This is a genomic window from bacterium, assembly GCA_022616075.1.
Classification (GTDB): domain Bacteria; phylum Acidobacteriota; class HRBIN11; order JAKEFK01; family JAKEFK01; genus JAKEFK01.
The window spans coordinates 1-18,891 of sequence record JAKEFK010000117.1 but is presented as its reverse complement, the minus strand read 5'-3'; the positions used below and the strand labels follow the sequence as shown (position 1 = coordinate 18,891).

Sequence of the window (18,891 nt, the reverse complement as noted above, 5' to 3'; positions counted from 1 at the left end):
GCGCTGGCCGATCCGCCCAGCGTGCCGAGATTGATTACCTGATAATTCGTTGTTGCCTGTTGATTCGCTTTCGCTGCGGGCCATACCGGAACCGCCAACAGAGCAAGCAAGGCCATCGACATTACATAAGTCAAAATCTTGCACTTCATTTTGTCTCCTTTCCTGTTTATTGCTTTTGTGATGTGAACAGGGAGGCTGAAAGCAAGCGCCTTGCCATGTGCTGTCCGAGGATAAATTGAGTAACTCGATCGCAAGAAGTTGGACTGAAAGTGAATCGCGATTTTTGCCGGTGCATTTTTTTGGCGTTCGTTTGAAAATTTTGCGGAGCTTTATCCCGTTCGTTCCGAAATCCGGCGAATTGAATCAAGTTCCCTGAGTGTACAAAAAAATGAAACGCAGTCGTGCTTTTTTGTCGAAGGTCTCCTTCGGATCAGGTTGCATAGGTTTTGCATAACCGCCAAGACGCCAAGAACGCCAAGACCGGAAATAAAACTCTATATTTCTTGGCGAACTTGGCGCCTTGGCGGTTGATATTCATGTATTTCCTGATTCTTTGCTTGATTCTCATTCCAACTGGAGTATTTGCAGTTGACCTGCACAACACCGTTCTGGATTTTTGGAACAAAGGAAACGGTTTACCGCAAAACTCCGTTTACGCCATTACGCAAAGTCGCGATGGTTATCTCTGGCTCGCCACTCAGGAAGGACTCGTTCGTTATGATGGCGTGCGCTTTAGTCTGTTTAATCGCAAAAATATTCCCGCATTAAAACAAAACTATCTCACCGCTATTCTCGAAGCATCGGATAACAACATGTGGCTGGGAACTTTCGGCGGCGGAGTAACCCGCAGTGGCGCGGGCGTCTCGCCTGCGACGATTACGACTCATGAAGGACTTGCAGACGATATCGTGAACGATGTTTTTGAAGCCAGCGACCACAGCATCTGGATCTGCACGATGCGCGGATTGAACCGGTGGAAAGAGGGAAAGTTGAAGCTCTATACTCTTCCGCATCGAAGAGTGAGTTCCATTGCTGAAGGGCCGGCGGGAACGCTCTGGATTGGAACTGACGGCGGGCTAGTTCAAATGAAAAATGGAATTTTCAAAACTTATACAACAGAGGATGGACTCTCCAGTAATCTCATCAGAATCGTCCGGACCGGAACAGACGGCAGTATTTGGGCCGGGACTTCAGGGGGCGGCCTGATCCAAATGAAAAATGGAAGACTCACAATTTACGACAAGCGTAACGGATTGGCGAACGACGACGTCACCGCGTTAAATGAGGATCGTCATGGGACCTTGTGGGTTGGCAGCATGGGATGCAATTTGCAGCGATTCCAAAATGGCAAGTTCATCGATTATGAAAGAGAACTGAGCGGTAAAACTGTGACCAGCATTTACGCGGATGCAGAAGAAAATCTATGGATCGGAACTCTCGAAGGCGGACTATTTCGTACGCGGAAGTCGACCATTCGTACGCTGATGGAAAACAATTACACCTGGTCCATTTATGAAGACAGCAAGAATACAAAATGGATCGGGACTTCAGAGTATGGCTTGTATCAATACAAGAACGGTCAGTTTACTGAATTTGGTCCATTGAAAGGTTTGTCGGATCCGGAAGTGTTTACGATGGCGGAAGATCACGAAGGCACTTTGTGGGTCGGGACAAGAGAGGGAGTGAACTGGATCAGGAATGGAAAGATTTCGGCTTTCCCGCTACAGAAGCAGTTGCCGAACCTTTTTATACGGGCTCTTTTCGTTACGAGAGATGGAGCGGTATGGATTGGAACGTACGGTGGAGGATTGGCCCGGTACCACGATGGAAAGCTCAGGACCTACACAACCAGAGATGGATTGGGGAATGATTTTATCCGGCACATTTTTGAAGATCGCCGCGGAAGTATCTGGATTTCCACCTACGGCGGCGGTTTATGCAGATTCAGTAACGGACGGTTTCAACAGTACACAGTCAAAGACGGACTCTCCTACAATGTTACGGGCCCGATTTACGAAGATGCCGATGGTGTGCTCTGGATCGGCACGATCGGTGGTGGACTCAATCGATTTGAACGAGGGCGCTTCAAAACTTTCAATACTCAAAATGGACTCTTTGATGACAAGATCTTTGCAATCCTGGAAGATGAAAAAAACAATCTCTGGTTGAGCTCCAACAACGGCATTTTCCGCGTGAATCGAAAAGAGCTCAACGCATATGCGCGCGGAGAAATGCGGGCGTATCAGTGCGAATCCTTTGGCACATCCGAAGGGATGAAGGAAACCGAATGTAACGGAGGTTCGCAACACTCGGGCTGGAAGATGCGTGATGGTTCTCTCTGGTTCCCTACAGTGAAAGGGCTTGCGATCGTAGATCCCAACAGCATGAAACAAAACTTAATTGCGCCACGCGTGGTAATGGAAAGCGTTCGCGCCGATCGCAAATCCGTTCATGCGTCGCGGTGGAACGAGTTTGAGCCGGGAACGAGAGACTTGGAATTCCAGTACACAGGAATCAATTTCGCAGACCCTGAGGGAATCGTCTTCCAATATAAATTGGAAGGATTTGACAGAAAATGGGTGAAAGCGGAAACGCGCCGGACCGCTTACTACACCAACATACCTCCCGGGGATTACCAGTTTCGCGTGATCGCCATGAATAAGGATGGCGTCTGGAACAAAACGGGAGCGGTCTATGCGTTTCGCATAAATCCGTATTTCTATCAGACCAGATGGTTTCTTGTTGCATGCGTCATAGGGTTTGTCGTTGTTGCATGGGCGATCACGAGATTTCGATTACGGCAGCTGGTTCAGCAAAACGCAATTCTGGAAGCGAAAGTGGTTGAACGAACTTCGATGTTACAGGAAACAGCGCGGGAAGCCGCGATTCTGGAGGAGCGAAATCGAATTGCGCAGGATCTTCACGATAATCTTGCGCAAGGACTCGCCGGTATTGTGGTGCAAATCGACGCGGCGAAACGTGTGCTGGGGGATTCGCCGCTGGATGCCAGGCAGCATCTGCAACACGCATCGAATCAAGCCCGCGATAGTCTGGAGGAAACGCGGCGATCCGTGCGCGCGCTCCATCCGCTTTTGCTGGAACGCAGTGATTTGTATCAGGCGCTGTCAAAACTCACACAACAATTGGCAAATGGAGCTACCGTGAAAGTGGAATGCAATTTGAAAGGCACGCCAAGAACGCTTTCGAAAGAAGTAGAATTGAATCTTTTGAGAATCGCTCAAGAAGCAATTTCAAATGCTTTAAAACACAGCAATGCGCGCGAAATCGGAATTCATTTGATTTTCGCACCGGAGCAAATTGAACTTCGTGTGTGCGATAACGGTCACGGTTTGAAGAGTCCAAAATGGAAAAGCGACCAGGATCAAGGACTCGGTTTAGCCGGAATGCAGAGCAGGGCTGAAAAGATCGGAGGCTCTCTTGCCATTCGCAGTCAGAATGGCAAAGGGACCGAAATCCTGATTCAAGTCCCAGCATGAGGAGTAGGGGCGACCCATGTGGTCGCCCGTGGCGGGCAGGCACAAGGCCTGCCCCTACCAGAGGCAAGAATTGACGATTATGAGTACCCAAAAGATACGAGTGCTCGTGGTTGATGATCATCCTGTCGTACGCGAAGGACTTGCCGCGATGATTTCTCGCGAACCGGACATGACGGTCGTGGCTCAGGCAAGGGACGCCAGGCAAGCGATGGAACTCTTTCGTACGCATCTTCCCGATGTTACGCTTCTCGATCTGTCCCTGCCCGACCAGAGCGGAGTGGAAGTGATTGCCGCTTTGCGTCCTGAATTTCCGGATGCGCGTTTTATTGTGTTAAGCGTTTTCGACGGCAATGAAGATATCTATAGAGCGCTGAAAGCCGGCGCGTTGAGTTATTTGTTAAAGGATTCGGAGCCCGATGAGCTGCTTCATGCAATCCGTGAGATCAATGCAGGCAAAAAATATTTGCCGGGAAGAGTTGCTTCCAAACTCGCAGAACGGATTACAGAGGATTACCTGACTTCCAGAGAACAGGAAGTCGTTCAATTAATGGCGGACGGAAAATCCAACAAGCAAATCGCCGATGATTTGAATGTGAGTGAAGGCACTGTAAAAAATCATGTCACCAATGTTCTGGAAAAATTGGGAGTTACCTCAAGAAGCCACGCCATTGTTGAGGCGCTCCGGCGAGGCATCGTTCACCCCGCAAATCTCTATCGAAAGTCATAGAGAACGCCACCTCTTTTGACACTTCCGCCATTCCTGTTTCTAGTCTTCAATGAAGCAGAGGTGTGAAATGATCCAGAACCGAATCATCTTAAAATCTGACGGTCGAATTCTATTCATTCACCCGGAAGAGATAGATTGGATAGAATCAGAAGGAAACAGCATCCGTTTGCATTCGAAAAATGAATGTCAGTTGATCAAGGCGCAAATGAATCAACTGGAGGAAGCACTGGATCCGGAAAATTTTTTCCGTCTCAACCGGTCGGCAATCGTAAATCTCGATTTCATTCGGCAAATGGAGCCAGGTTTCCGCGGGACATATCGAACGGTGCTGAAAGATGGAACAGAATTGATCCTGAGCCGGAATTATCGGGAAAGATTATTTGCACAAATTTCCGCCGGCGTGCGTTTCCTGTCCATTGCTAAATAAGCAAAGTAGCGCGGACGTCTCGTCTGCGCTTAAGTTTCGCAGGCGAGGCGCCCGCTCTACTTTGTTCGGAGGTAAAGATGACACAAGTATTCTTCTTCGCTGTTCTGGCTTTTGCATTTGGAATCGCTCAGGTATTTGCGATATCTGAATCGGATGAATCGCCTGCCGAGATTGAGAAGATTGTCGCGGACCTGGATACCGAATTTCAGGCCGCTGTTGAGCGCAACGACGCGGACACCATGGATCGAATTCTGGCTGATGACATGGTTCTGGTTCTTGGAAACGGCACTGTTTACACGAAAACTGACCAGCTTGAGGAAGCCCGGTCCAAAATTATTGTGTACGAACAGCAGAAAGAAATTGACAACTCCCAAAGGGTCCGTGTTTGGGAAAACACTGCAGTTGTGACCGCCAAGCTATGGATTAAAGGAACACGGGAAGGCAAAGCCTTCGAGCGAAAGGTGTGGTTCAGTGACATCTACGTGAAGACAAAGAAGGGCTGGCAATACGTGTTTGGCCAGGCTTCGTTGCCGCTACCCAAGGAACCTTGATGGCCCGCCGGCGAGCCGCCTGAGACTGTCCGAAAAGTCAGATGGAGCGCGGACTTCCAGTCCGCAAAAACATCGGAGTTCGACTAGTGCTTTGCGGGCAGGATGCCCGCGCTGCAGTTAGAGCCCGCTAAATCCGGACTTTTCGGACAGCTCCCTAATCCAAAGGAGAGGCTAGAAACGTAAAAATAAGAGTGAAAAGAAGAGTCTGGAACGCAGTCATCATTTTGCTCGTTCTCTTTTTTGTTTGGATTGGCGTGGATTTTTTTTCCCCGCGACACGGAAGTTTGAAAACGTTCGCTCCTTCAGTTGTCGCGAAACTCGAAACAGAAATGTGGCGTTCTTACTATGAGCGAAAACCACTGCGGCTCTTCCTTCAACTTTCCGAGCTTCTGCGCACGCAATATCATTTGCCCTTCTTTCGCTCCATGACCGTTTCCTATCAGGCAACTCGTGCCGCTTTCGTTTTCAAGAAAGGGCACAACAGACAGGATTATGAAAAGGCATTGCCCTATCTTGTCCGCTACTTCAAAGCCATCCGGAAAGCCGTGGATATACCGTTTGATGTAGAACAGGCTTCAAAGACCGAATTGGAATGGTGGATCGTGCACCGGGAACGAAAGAAACATACGGCGGAAGACCTGGGACTCGCGCTTGCCGAGGCGACGGCGGAAATTTATCGAATGCCCGCCGAAAAGTTTCTGCAACACGCGCAACTAAGAGCGGAGGCTATGCTGCTTCGCAGTAGACTGGCGGAAACAAGAAGCGTCACAGATGCTGACTGGAATCAGATTAACAAAATACTGGAAGCTTCGTGGCAATCGCTCTGGACAGAGCTGCATAGTTAAGCAAAGTAGCACAGGCGTCCCGCCTGTGTGGAGCTTCACAGGCGAGACGCCTGTGCTACTCTAATGCTGTCCATTTATATTATCCTGTATTGTGGCTGCTCAGACTGTATTGGTTGTAGAGGATGACGAGGAACTTCGGAACCTCATCGCTCTTGTTTTGCGCGACAAAGGACATTCCGTAACAACAGTTTCCAATGGCATCGATGCATTAAAAAGCATCGCCTCGCAAAAACCTTCCCTTATGATCCTGGACTTGATGATGAAAGGGATGTCCGGTGAAGAAGTTTGTAAAACTATCAAAGAGAATCCTGTTTTGAACGACATCATGATCATGGTTTTGAGCGCCAAGTCTGATTTACAAAACAGATTGGACTGTTTGAATCTTGGGGCCGAAGAATATCTGGTGAAGCCGATTGATCTGGAAGAGCTGGCGACACGGGTCGGTCGTTTTCTCGGTTGGATGAGCCGCTGGCAATCCGCAGCCACAAAAGCGGAACAACCCTCGGATACCGGGCAAAAAAAACCGGATGACGCTGCAAACCTTCAGCAAAAGACTCTTCCGACCATACATGTCCCGTTGACTCCTCCGGTTGTTTCCCCGGCTGTGGCCGACACGCCAAAGCAAGAAACAAAGTCACATTATGGAATCTACAGGTTGGAGAATCTTGCGGGAACAGGCGGAATGGGTCTGGTTTACAAGGCTTACGATGAAGGATTGGATCGCTATGTAGCCCTCAAAGTTTTGTCAAAAGAATGGTCCGATTCCCCTCAAACACTGGAAGGATTCCGCCGCGAAGCAAAGTTGATTGCCGCGCTCAATCATCCAGGGATCGCCCAAATCTATACGTTTGCCGAAGAAGACGGGGAATCCTATTTCGCGCTGCAATGGTGTCCCGGTGGATCATTGGCAAATCTTATCCGTAGAAAAAAGAAGATTCAGCTTCTGCCTGCGATCGATATCCTGCTGCAATGTTCCCGCGCCCTGGAAGCGGCCTCTTTGAAGGGAGTGGTGCACAGAGATATCAAACCAAGCAATCTTATGTTTGATGAAAATCAACAAATCAAAGTTGTGGATTTCGGGATTGCCTTCACGGAAAAATTGCCCGAAAAGCCGGACGAATCCAAGATCATCAGAGGAAGTCCGCTTTACATGTCTCCCGAACAGGGACGCGGCGAACGTACGGATCATCGCACCGATATCTATTCTCTCGGAATTACTTTTTATCAGATGCTTTATGGTCATTTGCCTTTTTCGGCGGAAACGCCCTATGAATGGATAGCAAAACACGCAGAAGATCCATTTCCTCCCTATGACAACCTCGGAGGTGAGATTCCCCCACGGGCCTACCAGATGATTGAAAAGATGACGCAGAAGGATCCAGGCCTTCGCTATCAGAAATATCCCGAACTGATCACGGACGTGGAAAAGCTTCGGACTGAACTCTACAGTCAGCGACGTCTAAAAATTCCGAGACCGGTAAAGCTCGCCGCCACGCCTGCGATTAAAAGCGACGATTTCTTTGATCTTCTGTCCAAAATATTCAACAGCGGAAGCACGGGAATATTGAAAGCGAAATGGGGCCGCCTTGAAAAGCAATTCCTTATCTTGCGAAAGGAAATTGTGAGCTTTGAATCGCCACAACAGGATGAAAGTGCTTGGACCGTGTTGGCCGATAGGAAGCTGATGCGAAAAGAAGATATTCCCTCGGTGCACGTTGATCTGGAGGAGTCCTTAAACCACTTGCTTTTCATTCAGGCCATGACTCCCGAAGACTTTGAGGCAACTTACCGTGAAATCATGAGGCAATCGGTAATGCAAGTATTCCAGTGGGCTGAAGTTCAAGGAGAATTTCTTGAAACTCGAATTGAACACGATCCTTTCAGCAGGATTTCGATAGCAAACATTCTGACCGATGCTGCGCGGGCCGTCATTCCCTATGAGAAAATTAGTGATCGCGTTCCCCGAAATGAGTACATTGTTCATGCTCCCGGATCTAATGAAATTCTCGAGATGTTGAATCTACCGCGAGCCGAAAGTTTTTTGGTTTCCCGTTTGGAGGGAGAGAACAATACAGTCGAAACGCTTCGGCTTCTAACGAATTTTTCTGAAGAGAACATTTGCCGCACCGTATTTGCATTGGAGAAAATGAAGGCGTTGAAGTACACGGCCCCCATGGAACGCCGGCCCCGGCGCAAAACCGAGGAACCGGCTCCTCAACCTCCTCCGATCGTCCCCGAGCCGGAGGCGCCGGCTCCGCAGGCCCCGCAAAAGAAGATTAAAGATTCGGATCGCAAGAGTAAATGGACAGAACCGGGGCCTGTTCTCAATCCCCAGACAGCCGGTAAGCATTTCAAACTCGCGGAAGAGAAATACAAATCCGGTCGATATTACGAAGCCGAGCGGCATTGCGTGGAAGCGATTAGAAATAATCCGAGTGAAGCAAAGTATCACCACCTGATGGCGCTTTCTATGGCGAATCATCCACACTCGCTTCGTGTCGTTGAAGAATCATTCCTCAAGGCAATTGAATTGGACCCTAAGAATGTTGAATACCGCCTTGATTACGCCGGATTTCTGAGAATTCAAAAGCGTTTGAATGACGCTGTTGACGAGTGTAAAAAAATCCTTGAGATCTCGCCCCGAAATGAAAAAGCAAACAATCTTCTGACCGAAATTGCGCTCGATAAATAAGAATTAGAGCATCGACTAGTTGGATTGCCCAGGCCAGCCCAATTAGGTTATCATTTCAACATACGACTCCCATTTTCGGAGCAGGGAGAATATCGTGCATCTGCTTTCCGGGGATCAGTACCGCAGTCTCATCGAACAGCTTCCAGCCATAACTTACATTGCCGAAATAGGAATTGCGGGTAAATGGCTTTACGTAAGTCCTCAGATCGCACAGATTCTTGGCTTTTCCGTTGACGAATGGCTGCAGAGATCGGACAGCTGGATCAATCAGGTTCATCCAGACGACCGTCAGGAGGTTCGGGCAAAAGAAAAAATTTGCCAGGAACGGCATGAACCATTCCGCGCGGAATATCGGATGCTGACTCGGTCCGGACAAACAATTTGGGTGCGAGATGAAGCGAATTTTGTATACGATGCGTCGGGAACTCCTGTTCTTTACCAGGGCGTCATTCTCAACGTAACAGATCAGAAAACAGCAGAGGAATCTCTACGGCACTCCGAGCTTCATCGCCTGAAAAGCGAAGAAAACTTTAAACATCTTTTCGCCAATAATCCCCTTCCCATGTGGGTCTATGATCTGGAAAATCTGGCCTTTCTTGAAGTAAACGAGGCTGCAATAATGCAATACGGATATGAAAGAAACGAATTCCTTCAAATGAAGATTTTGGATATCAGACCGGAATCCGATCAAATGCGGGTCATTGAAGAGATTGCAAAAGGACGGCCGGATTATAAGAAATCCGGAGGGTGGCGTCATCGCAGGAAATCAGGAGAAATCATTGATGTTGAAATTACATCTCATACTTTAACTTTCGAAAGACGGAAAGCGGTACTGGTTGTTGCCCAGGACGTCACTGAAAAAAGAAGAATGGAAGAAGAGAAGAGCAAGCTGGAAACGCAGCTGCGGCAAGTTCAGAAAATGGAAGCACTCGGCCATTTGGCGGGTGGTGTCGCTCACGATTTTAATAATCTCCTGATGGCAATCACAGGCTACTGTGAAATAGCAAAGCTTCAGCTTTCGGAAGAAACCCCCGTGCGTGCCACGGTTCAAGAGATCTATGATGCAGCCGCTTTGGGCGCTTCTTTAACAAAGCAATTGCTTTCATTCAGCCGGAAACAGGCGATCGAACCCAAGATAATAAACTTAAACAACATCGTTAAGAGTATTGAGCCAATTCTCAGACGCTTGATTCGTCAGGATGTCGAGCTGCGGTTGCATCTTGATAAAGACCTTGGTTCCATCAAAGCCGACAGCAGTCAGATAGAGCAGGTCATTCTAAATCTGGCTGTTAACGCGCGAGATGCAATGCCCCAAGGCGGAACGCTCTCGATAGAAACAACGAATGCCGAGCTTGATGCAGGTTATGTCAGCACTTATCCGGATATTCTTCCGGGTGAGTACGTAATGCTATCGATTGCAGACAATGGTATCGGCATGGATAAAGAGACGCAGTTACACATTTTTGAACCGTTCTTTACCACAAAAGAATCCGGACGCGGTACCGGCCTTGGATTGGCCACTGTTTTTGGAAACGTCAAGCAAAGCGCGGGACATATCACTGTTTATAGTGAGATGGAAAAGGGAACAACGTTTCGTATTTACCTGCCGCGAGAATTTCATGGGTCTGCGTTGGAAGTTGATGGCACTCGCTCCCCTCTTCCGCTGGTTGCCGGGAACACTACGGTTCTCCTTGTGGACGATAACGATGTCGTGAGACGCGCTTTGGCAGGTCTACTCGAGTTGCATAACTTCAAAGTGCTTGAGGCGGGAGACGGGCAGAAGGCGTTGAAGCTATTAGAAGAAGAAAAAGAGCTGATTAACATTCTCATAACTGACATGATGATGCCCAAAATGAGTGGAACAGATCTAGCCGCAAGGGCGCGTTCTTTTCATCCGGAACTTTCGGTACTCTATATGTCGGGTTATTCAGAACATATGGTGAGCTTCCAGGCAGACGCCAGGACTTCATTTCTGACGAAGCCTGCGCCAATCCAAAAGATTCTTCAAAAGATTAGTGAGCTGGTCAAAGCTGCCACGGTTTGATCTGTTTATGTTTTACGCCTGCTTTCTGACAGTCTTTTCAACAGTTGGCATTGGCATTTTTTTTACCGATTTTTTCATTTCACGGCTTCCTTGAAACGCGCAACAGAGCCTTTGTAGTCGGCAAAGAATTCGATTTGAATTTCTTCACCAAATTCCAGGATCGCGAAGTTGCGCCGGCTCAATAGAAAACGCTTGTCCGGACTGGACAATCTCCGTAGTTGGCCAAGAAAGGCGCCATTCAATAATGAAACTTTTTCCTTTGCGGCCCACTCCAGCGCGAGCCGCACGATTCCAAAGGGCGCAGGAGATCCGATTCCTGAAGAAACGACCTGGTTGATTTTCATCGGAGTACCATCGGGAAAACGGAATTCCGGGAGAGTCGATTCCAGTTCCCCAACGGTGGCGACATGCACATCACCGCACAAAAAGAGGACCCTGGTGCCCGGCGATTCTGAAATAAATCTGAAAATTGCAGAGAGGAGTTTGAGTCCTTCAGTCTGATTGTTGCTGGCCGTCCAGGAATCGCGCAAATCTTCTCGCAGGGCGACTTTCCATTCGACCCGTTCCAGTAATTTTAGGTAGGACATAACAGGCACATGCAAGAAAGGAACAGCCGTGATGACTACAAGAAACGTCGGTCTTTGCTTGGCAAGTGAGTCAAGACAGTTTTCAATATCGGCCAGCTGCCCGTTTCCCACAACGGTTCCTTGTTTCCACATCCGGTTGGTTCTTCCATCCAGCATCAGCAAAGACACATCACCGATCGTGGTTGAGAAGGCAAACGAATGTTCACTGATCCTGTCCGGGTTTTTCTGCGCCTGAAATTCCCAGAACGCCTTTTTTGCCGCCGCAAAAATTGTCTGAGCAAGTGGAGAGGCGTCATCGCTGTGGGACCCATAGCCATCGTAAATATCATGATCGTCCCACATCATGAACGATGGACAGGATTCTAAAACGCCCTGGATGTCAGGTGCGCACCATGTATCAAAATAAATTTGTCTATACTCAGAGGTTAAAGACTCGAGTTTTTCCCCGGAAGATGCCGCGACACTTCCAACCTGCCGCATGTAAATTGAATCTGCGTAGATCTGATCGCCCGCGTGAATCAACAAATCGACCTTGCGCGAAAGGACCTGTTCCTTGAGCTCCCGCCAGAGGAGGTAACGGCGATTTAGATCCGTCACGCGGAATATTCCATTGCAGCTCAGCAACCCGATGCGCAAAGGACGCTTTCCTGCAGGCAATAATTTCAAGACCCGTTTCCGCGCCGAGGGAGCATTTCCTTCAGATTCCACCGAGTACTGAACAAGCGTTCCGTCAAAACTGGCAGGCGCTTCTGTTAACTCAAGAAGAGCAATAGAGTACGGTGGTGCCGGAACCGCCAAAGCACTGGAATGATTTGAGTAACCGGGAGCACTGGAAAAGAGGTGGACAACACTTCCGGAGGGAAGTGGCGGATCAAAAACCGCCAGAAGTCTTGCGCTGTTTTGGGTAGCTTGCCCGACAATCACCAGGCGCGGTTCAGCCATGCAATTAATTATAGTTGCTGGCTAATCGTAGTTGCAGAGCATTTGGTATAGTTACGGCTATGAGTGACTTCATTCAGCGAATCGCATTTCATGGTATTATTGTTTTTTTCCTATTGTGGCAAATTCTCCGCCACTATCGCCCAACTTTTGATAAAATGCTTCCTCGGATGTCAGAAAACTCAGCCACCACACGTGAGAATCACTATGTTGAACTCAAAAGGATGATAGAGGTCCACGGGTTGCTGGTGATGCAGCCCTTCTATTACTTCCGGCAGATTTCTCTGAATCTTTTGATGTTTGCGGCGGGAGTCCTCTTACTATTCTGGACTGATAATTTATGGTTCCGGTTACTCGATGCTGTGTTCCTGGGATTCGTGGCGACTCAATCCGGATTCATCGCGCATGATGCGGGGCATGGGCAGATTTTCAAATCCCCCTGGAAAAACCATCTCATCGGTTTGCTCAACAACGTACTGTTGGGCGCAAGTTATTTCTGGTGGGTTGATACGCACAACAAACACCATAGCAAACCGAATCAGGTCTCCAATGACCCGGCCATCGACTACTCGGTAATTGCATTTTCAAATGAAGCTGCGCTCAGTAAAAAAGGAATTCTTCGAATCTTTGTGAAATATCAGGCATTTTTGTTTCTCCCAATGATGTTTTTGTATCCGGTGGCCATGAGAATCGATAGCGTCCGCTTTTTGCTCCGGAGTAAATCAAAGTATCGTCTGGTGGACGCTGTTCTGATCGCTTTGCATTTTGTTCTCTATTTCTGGCTGATATTCGGAGTGCTGGATCTGTGGATGGCTCTGCTCTTCATTGTGGTCCATCAATCCTTATTTGGACTTTACCTCGCATTCGTTTTTGCGCCGAACCATATGGGCATGGTCATTCTGGAAAAGGACACAAATCTGGATTTCTTGACACGTCAGGTGATCACGGCGCGGAACGTGAAAGGTGGTCGACTCACGGATTTCTTTTTCGGCGGACTGAACCTGCAGATTGAACACCATTTGTTTCCCAGAATGGCAAGAAATAAGCTTCGTGTTGCAAAGAAAATCGTAGAGGACTTTTGCCGGAAAAAATCGATTCGCTATTACGAAACGGGAGTCGTGCAAAGCTACGCCGAAATTTTTAAAGATCTCCACCGTGTAAGCCGCGCGCTTCGACGCAGCTCTCGCGCCCCTGTAGATCTGAATTTGTCTGAAACGGCTTAGCTCCCTCTTCATGGTCGCCCTCTTTACCTGACCCGACTACAAGGTCGCCCCTACTGTTCGCGAAGGATTTTCACGCCGGTCCAGTTGGATTGAAACGGAATGAATGCGCAGATGTAGGAGAGATAAATTTCATTTCCGTGGCGAGATACTCCCCATGTGCCAAGACCGTTATTCGGTCCGCCGTATTTGAAAACTTCCACGGGTCGTTCAGGATCCGCGACACTCACCACATTCAGGTCGCTCTTGCCGGTGGACATATAAATGAGTTTGTTCTGTTTGTCGAAAGCAATTTCGTTCGAATGCCCATCGCTTTTGAACCATTGCAAAGCGCCACCCGGGCATTTCCAGGGATTCCACCAGCTCACCGGTCGAATCATCCCCGATCCATTCACCTGTAGAACTTCCAATCCGCAATAATCTGTGGTCACGTACAGCAACGAACCGTCCACTACCAGATTGTTATAAGCGCGCGGTCTACCATTTAAAGCTGGATTCGAATATCTACCCACTTCGCGCGGCTGCGCATGGTTTTTCACATCGATGATTCGCACTCCTCCCGCGTCGTAGCACAGGTAAACCATTCCATCTTTGACATCGAGCCCCCGCGCATTGATTTTCGACTGGTCGGCCCTTCGATCGGGAAAATGAATGTCTGGAACGAAGATCGAAACCTGTTTGATGTTTTTCTTGTCGCTGATATCAAAAATCATGAGTCCATCTTTCATTGCGCCCAGGTACAAGTAGATTCCGGCGTTTTGCAGAGCCCCTGCGCCGCTTCGTCTCTTCGGATCGCTCCAAACAGAAACGACCAATGCGCTTTCGGGAGTGCTCACATCGATAATTGCAAATCCCGGATTTTGGACTGCGAGACCAAAATGATTTCCTAAGGCCAGATAAAGATGATCTCCGGTTTGCGAAAGATTCATCACGTGCAGATTGTGCAAGAGACGTATCGGTATGGTCTTGACAAGTACAGGCGCGCGCTGAATGTTGTAAATTTTCAATCCGCCGTCTTTCGAAGCTACATAAAGAAAATCTTTTCCCTGTGCGTCGTGGATCATTGTCATGGTCATCTCCCTGCAATTCGAAGGGATCTCATGTTTCAAGACAAGATCCATATCCGCTGATGCGGCGACGCCGGAGAAAAAACACCATAGAAGTAACGCAAAAGCTGCTTTCATAGTTACTGCCATTGTACAATTTACAATAGAATAAAAGAGGATGTTGGGGAAGTTCCTTTCCGGTCGCTACGAAATCCTGCAAGAAATCGGAAGAGGCGGGATGGGCGTTGTCTACCTGGCTCAGGATACAGTCCTGCAGCGGAAAGTCGCCATCAAGCTGATTTCCCCCGGTCGGATCAACGAAGAACAGGTGCAGCGTTTCCAGAGAGAAGCGCGCATTATCGCCGGCATGGATCATCCCTCGGTCGTGGGTATTCACGACATCGGAGAACACGAAGGCATGATGTACCTGATCATGCCGTATGTTCAGGGCACAAATCTCCGGGCTTATCTTTCCGAAGGATCGTTGCGGATCGGAGAGGCCCTGGAAATTGGCATTCAAGTAGCGGAAGCTCTGGACTACAGCCATCAGATCGGCGTCATTCACCGGGACATTAAACCGGAAAATATTCTGCTGACAAAAAGTGAATTCGGTGTGATTCGCGCGCGGCTCACAGATTTCGGTCTGGCAAGGGTGACAACCGAGGACCGGCTTACGCTGACAGGCAAGCTCGTGGGCACGGTCTGCTATTTGAGTCCCGAACAAATTTATCAGGCGGAGATCGATGGTCGCAGTGATATCTATTCGCTCGCAACAGTATTGTACGAATGCATTTCCGGTGAACCACCTTTTACGGGCGATTTTCATGAAGTTGTTTACCGTATCATTCACGAAGTACCGCTGGCTCCTTGTCAAAAAGGAATTCAGATCGACAAGGAGCTGCAGAATCTCATTTTGGAAGCGCTGCAAAAAGATCCGAACAAAAGGCCCGCAAGAGCAAAGACATTTGCGCAATCCTTAGAGACTTACAAAACCAAATTGCAGCGTGCTGGCAAAGCAGAAACGCTCCTGATCACTCCACAGGGAACAGAATTTCAGCCGCCGGACCGGTCGAAGTTTGTTGGAAGAGAAAAGGAGATGGCAGAAATTCAGCACCGTCTGAGCACAGCGATTTCTGGAGAATGTCAGTTTGTAGTGATCGGTGGTGAACAAGGAATCGGAAAAAGCCGGCTGCTGGAGGAATTCGAAATGCTCGCGCGGGCCCGCAAAGTTCAAGTTCTTCACGGAAGGTTCGTAGGAGAAGAACACGGATTTCGTTATCAAGGTTTTTGCGAAGCGATCCAGGAATTCTTCCGATATCGCGCCATCACAAGCTCTTCACCGTTGATCGATTTTTCTGATCTGGCCACGGATCTGAGAGCGTTTTTTCCTGTCCTGGGAGAAATTGGTGAGATTCGTGGCGCAGTCTCCGCGGATTTTCCCGTTTCACATTCCTCATCAAAAGATCCAACTGCTGTTTACGATCTTTTGGCGCGGGCGATGATTCGCGCCGGCTCGGGGAAGCCGCTTTTGCTGCTGTTTGAAGAACTGCACTCTGCCGGCGCATCGGCCGATGCCCTTCAGTACATCGTTCGCCGGATGGGACCTACGCCAACCATGATTATCGCCACTTACCGGACCACTGAAGTCGAAAAACGACATCCCTTGATGCACATGATTGGCAGCTTTGAAGGGGATCGCCGTTTTCTTCCACTTCATTTGCAACCGTTTCAGTTAAGCGAGCAACGTATTTTTGTCCAAACCGTTTTAGGAACCGATCAGCTGGACGACCAGCTGCTGAGAAGAATCAACGAAATCACGGAAGGAAATCCGTTTTTCATACAGGAACTGCTTCGTTCTTTGCTGGATACGGGAGGAATCATTCAGGAAGCTGGCGGAAAATGGATTATCGCAACCGAGATTGGCGGCCAATTCCTTCCGGCAACGATTCAGCAAACTGTCGAAAAACGACTTCGTGAGCTGCCCGCGCAACTGCATGAATTGCTGGCAGCCGCCGCCATTTTGGGAAAGAGTTTTTCTTCACGCGATCTGCAATTGCTGCTTCCTGCCGCGCACAATCTGGAAGAAGTGCTGGAGCAGCTCATCCATAAAGGCTTTTTGGAAGAAGAGCGTTTTTCGCGTGGCGATCTCCTGGCTTTCACCAGCGGAGTGCTGCGGGAAGTGCTGTATTCCAGTTTGCCGCGAAGCAAACGGAAAGCTTATCACCGTAAATATGCGGAAGAGTTGGAGAAAAGAAGTTCGGGAAAACTAACGCGCGTTTATCCCCAGCTGGTTCACCATTTTGTTCAGGGAGATGTGCCACCTAAGATCATTCACTACGGTTTGAAGCTTGCCCAGAAATCGCTTGATGCTTTCAGCGTGGATGAAGCGATTCGCGCGGCGAAGACGGTGGTCGACTACCTGGAGGAGGATTCCGGTTTAGACACGGGACTGGAAGCAGAAGCAAAGCTGATCCTGGCCGGTGCTTACAGGTTGAAAAGCAATTTCGATGCAGCTTTAAAGGAAGCGAGAGAAGCGATTCAGATCCTGCAAAAAGAAGGTGAGTTGCAGCAGTTAACAAAAGCGATTCTTCTGGCAGCGGAAACAGCCTGGGCCGCAAGGAAAGTAGAAGAAACACAAGCGTGGGTCGAAGCCGGTTTGAATCATGCCAGAAAGACTCAAGATATGACGTCCCTTGCCAGGTTGCTTTCACTTGCGGCAACCGTTTGCAATCTGCGCGGCGACTACCAGAAGGCCCAGAGTTGCCTGGAAGAGATGGAGCGCATCCAGAATTCTAATAAGGTAGAAGATCTGCGGTATCAAGGCGGCACTCTGGTGATAGCGATTCCTTATTCCATCCAACCGATCCATCCGGTTGAGCTGAAGCTGGATGAAGAAGCGGAGATTCTTGCGAACGTATTCGAACAGCTCATGAAAATGGATCCGGATGGAAATGTCATTCCATGGTTGTGCGAAAAATGGGATAACACCGGTGGAACTTTTACGCTTTCGATCCGCAAGAACATACGTTTCCACGATGGCGTCCCGGTTACAGCAGAGGAAGTGAGCGATTCATTGTGCCGCGCCATTTCGCTGGCTCCGTATAACATCCCCGCGGCGTTTGCGGCAATTCGTGGAGTCCCCGAGTTTCTATCCGGTTCTGCCACAACTGTTTCGGGAATTCGTATTCTCTCTGCGGAAAAACTGGAGATCCAACTAACGGAGGTTCTTCCGGTCTATCCCGCTTTGCTGACGGAATTGAGAACGGCAATCGTTCGAGAGGTAACAGAGGCTGGTGTACTCAAGCGCTTCGGAACAGGTCCTTTTCAAATCTCTACGTACGAACCACAGAGTTTGACTCTCACGAAGAATGAACATTACTGGAAAGGCATCATTCCCTTGCTGGATTCCCTGAAGTTCTGCGGCAGCTTGAGTGCTGCAAGAATTGGAGCGGGCTTCCGAAGGGGCGAGTTTGACCTGGTTCGAGACCTGTTACCGGAAGAGCTTGATGAATTCTTGCGCCAGAGACCGCTCAGAGCCACGCTTGCCGAGGCCACAAAAAAGAATGTCTATTTCATCCTGTTCAACATTTTCAGCGCGTGTGGTGGCAATCTTTCAATGCGTCGCGCCCTTACAGGTATCATTCGCAAGCAGGACCTGGTCAGAACAACGCTGGGACGTTTTGCGCAACCTGCTGAAGGGTTATTCCCACCAGGTATTCTGGGACATGACCCGGAAGCGAGGAGTTATCCGATGCAACCTGAAGAAGCCACAAGGCTTCTTCAATCTTCCGGTCTCGTTCCCTTGAAGCTGAGGGCCGCCGTTCATCCGGTTCTTCAGGATCGCTATGTTTCCGTAACCAACACGTTGTTCGGAGCCTGGCGTGAAATCGGCGTGGAGGTTTCCATTGAAACTCCCACCATGGAATCCTATCTCCACGCATTGCGCAACAGCGAAAGGATTGATTTCATGATCGGCAGATGGATTGCTGAATATGATGATCCCGACAGTTTCACTTACACACTCTTTCATACGAAGGCGGGGGATCGAAGCAGCTTCATCGGTTCGCCGCCGCTCGACCACTGGATTGAAGAAGCTCGCGCGGAGAGCCGCGTGGGTGTGCGGGAACGACTGTACCGCAACATTGAAGCACATCTTCTGGAATCAGCGGCTTTCTTCCCGTTGTTTCACGAAATCGATTTTCGTCTGGCGAACCCCCGTATCAAGAATCTGGTCCTGAGAAGCATAGCCCCTTACGTCAATTATGCAGAAGTGATGATGACGGAAACAGCCACAACACCCGCCGCGGCAAGCCCTT

Annotated in this window: 11 protein-coding genes; 9 read left to right on the top strand and 2 right to left on the bottom strand. The window is 49.0% G+C overall.

Features of this window, described 5'->3' with window-relative positions:
- Positions 1–536 precede the first annotated feature (536 nt).
- The 7 genes from L0156_09760 to L0156_09730 all read left to right on the top strand — a co-directional run bounded on the left by L0156_09760 (position 537) and on the right by L0156_09730 (position 10,783).
- On the top strand, positions 537–3,497 hold the full coding sequence (locus L0156_09760) for a histidine kinase (GenBank protein MCI0603288.1): 2,961 nt from the start codon (positions 537–539) through the stop codon (positions 3,495–3,497).
- A gap of 79 nt (positions 3,498–3,576) precedes the next feature.
- Positions 3,577–4,224, top strand: a complete 648-nt coding sequence (locus tag L0156_09755) for a response regulator transcription factor (protein ID MCI0603287.1) — start codon at positions 3,577–3,579, stop codon at positions 4,222–4,224.
- Positions 4,225–4,291: 67 nt separating this feature from the next.
- The gene (locus L0156_09750) at positions 4,292–4,651 is read left to right on the top strand and encodes a LytTR family transcriptional regulator (protein MCI0603286.1); all 360 of its coding nucleotides are present in this window, start codon (positions 4,292–4,294) and stop codon (positions 4,649–4,651) included.
- 77 nt (positions 4,652–4,728) lie between these two features.
- Complete coding sequence (locus tag L0156_09745; protein MCI0603285.1) at positions 4,729–5,202, top strand: nuclear transport factor 2 family protein; 474 nt, start codon at positions 4,729–4,731, stop codon at positions 5,200–5,202.
- A gap of 191 nt (positions 5,203–5,393) precedes the next feature.
- The gene (locus L0156_09740; protein ID MCI0603284.1) at positions 5,394–6,047 is read left to right on the top strand and encodes a hypothetical protein; all 654 of its coding nucleotides are present in this window, start codon (positions 5,394–5,396) and stop codon (positions 6,045–6,047) included.
- Between the two features lie 91 nt (positions 6,048–6,138).
- Complete coding sequence (locus tag L0156_09735; protein ID MCI0603283.1) at positions 6,139–8,739, top strand: protein kinase; 2,601 nt, start codon at positions 6,139–6,141, stop codon at positions 8,737–8,739.
- A gap of 94 nt (positions 8,740–8,833) precedes the next feature.
- On the top strand, positions 8,834–10,783 hold the full coding sequence (locus tag L0156_09730) for a PAS domain S-box protein (protein ID MCI0603282.1): 1,950 nt from the start codon (positions 8,834–8,836) through the stop codon (positions 10,781–10,783).
- A 74-nt stretch (positions 10,784–10,857) separates the two neighbouring features.
- Here L0156_09730 and L0156_09725 read toward each other — a convergent pair whose 3' ends face one another.
- Entirely contained in the window at positions 10,858–12,312 is a 1,455-nt protein-coding gene (locus L0156_09725; GenBank protein MCI0603281.1) for an alkaline phosphatase family protein, read from the bottom strand.
- A gap of 59 nt (positions 12,313–12,371) precedes the next feature.
- Between L0156_09725 and L0156_09720 the strand changes: the two genes are divergently transcribed.
- Positions 12,372–13,532 (top strand): acyl-CoA desaturase, encoded by a 1,161-nt coding sequence (locus L0156_09720; protein ID MCI0603280.1) that lies wholly within the window; start codon positions 12,372–12,374, stop codon positions 13,530–13,532.
- A gap of 50 nt (positions 13,533–13,582) precedes the next feature.
- Here the strand turns inward: L0156_09720 and L0156_09715 are convergent, their stop codons facing one another.
- Positions 13,583–14,713 (bottom strand): hypothetical protein, encoded by a 1,131-nt coding sequence (locus L0156_09715; GenBank protein MCI0603279.1) that lies wholly within the window; start codon positions 14,711–14,713, stop codon positions 13,583–13,585.
- Positions 14,714–14,753: 40 nt separating this feature from the next.
- On the opposite strand from L0156_09715, the gene L0156_09710 reads away from it, so the two are divergent.
- A partial coding sequence (locus tag L0156_09710; protein MCI0603278.1) for an ABC transporter substrate-binding protein occupies positions 14,754–18,891 on the top strand: 4,138 nt, incomplete at its 3' end.

Bases quoted from the DNA above. Each gene is read 5' to 3' on its own strand.
- L0156_09745 (MCI0603285.1), top strand. From the start codon at position 4,729: ATGACACAAGTATTCTTCTTCGCTGTTCTGGCTTTTGCATTTGGAATC.
- L0156_09750 (MCI0603286.1), top strand. From the start codon at position 4,292: ATGATCCAGAACCGAATCATCTTAAAATCTGACGGTCGAATTCTATTC.
- L0156_09725 (MCI0603281.1), bottom strand. From the start codon at position 12,312: ATGGCTGAACCGCGCCTGGTGATTGTCGGGCAAGCTACCCAAAACAGC.
- L0156_09760 (MCI0603288.1), top strand. From the start codon at position 537: ATGTATTTCCTGATTCTTTGCTTGATTCTCATTCCAACTGGAGTATTT.
- L0156_09720 (MCI0603280.1), top strand. From the start codon at position 12,372: ATGAGTGACTTCATTCAGCGAATCGCATTTCATGGTATTATTGTTTTT.
- L0156_09755 (MCI0603287.1), top strand. From the start codon at position 3,577: ATGAGTACCCAAAAGATACGAGTGCTCGTGGTTGATGATCATCCTGTC.
- L0156_09715 (MCI0603279.1), bottom strand. From the start codon at position 14,713: ATGAAAGCAGCTTTTGCGTTACTTCTATGGTGTTTTTTCTCCGGCGTC.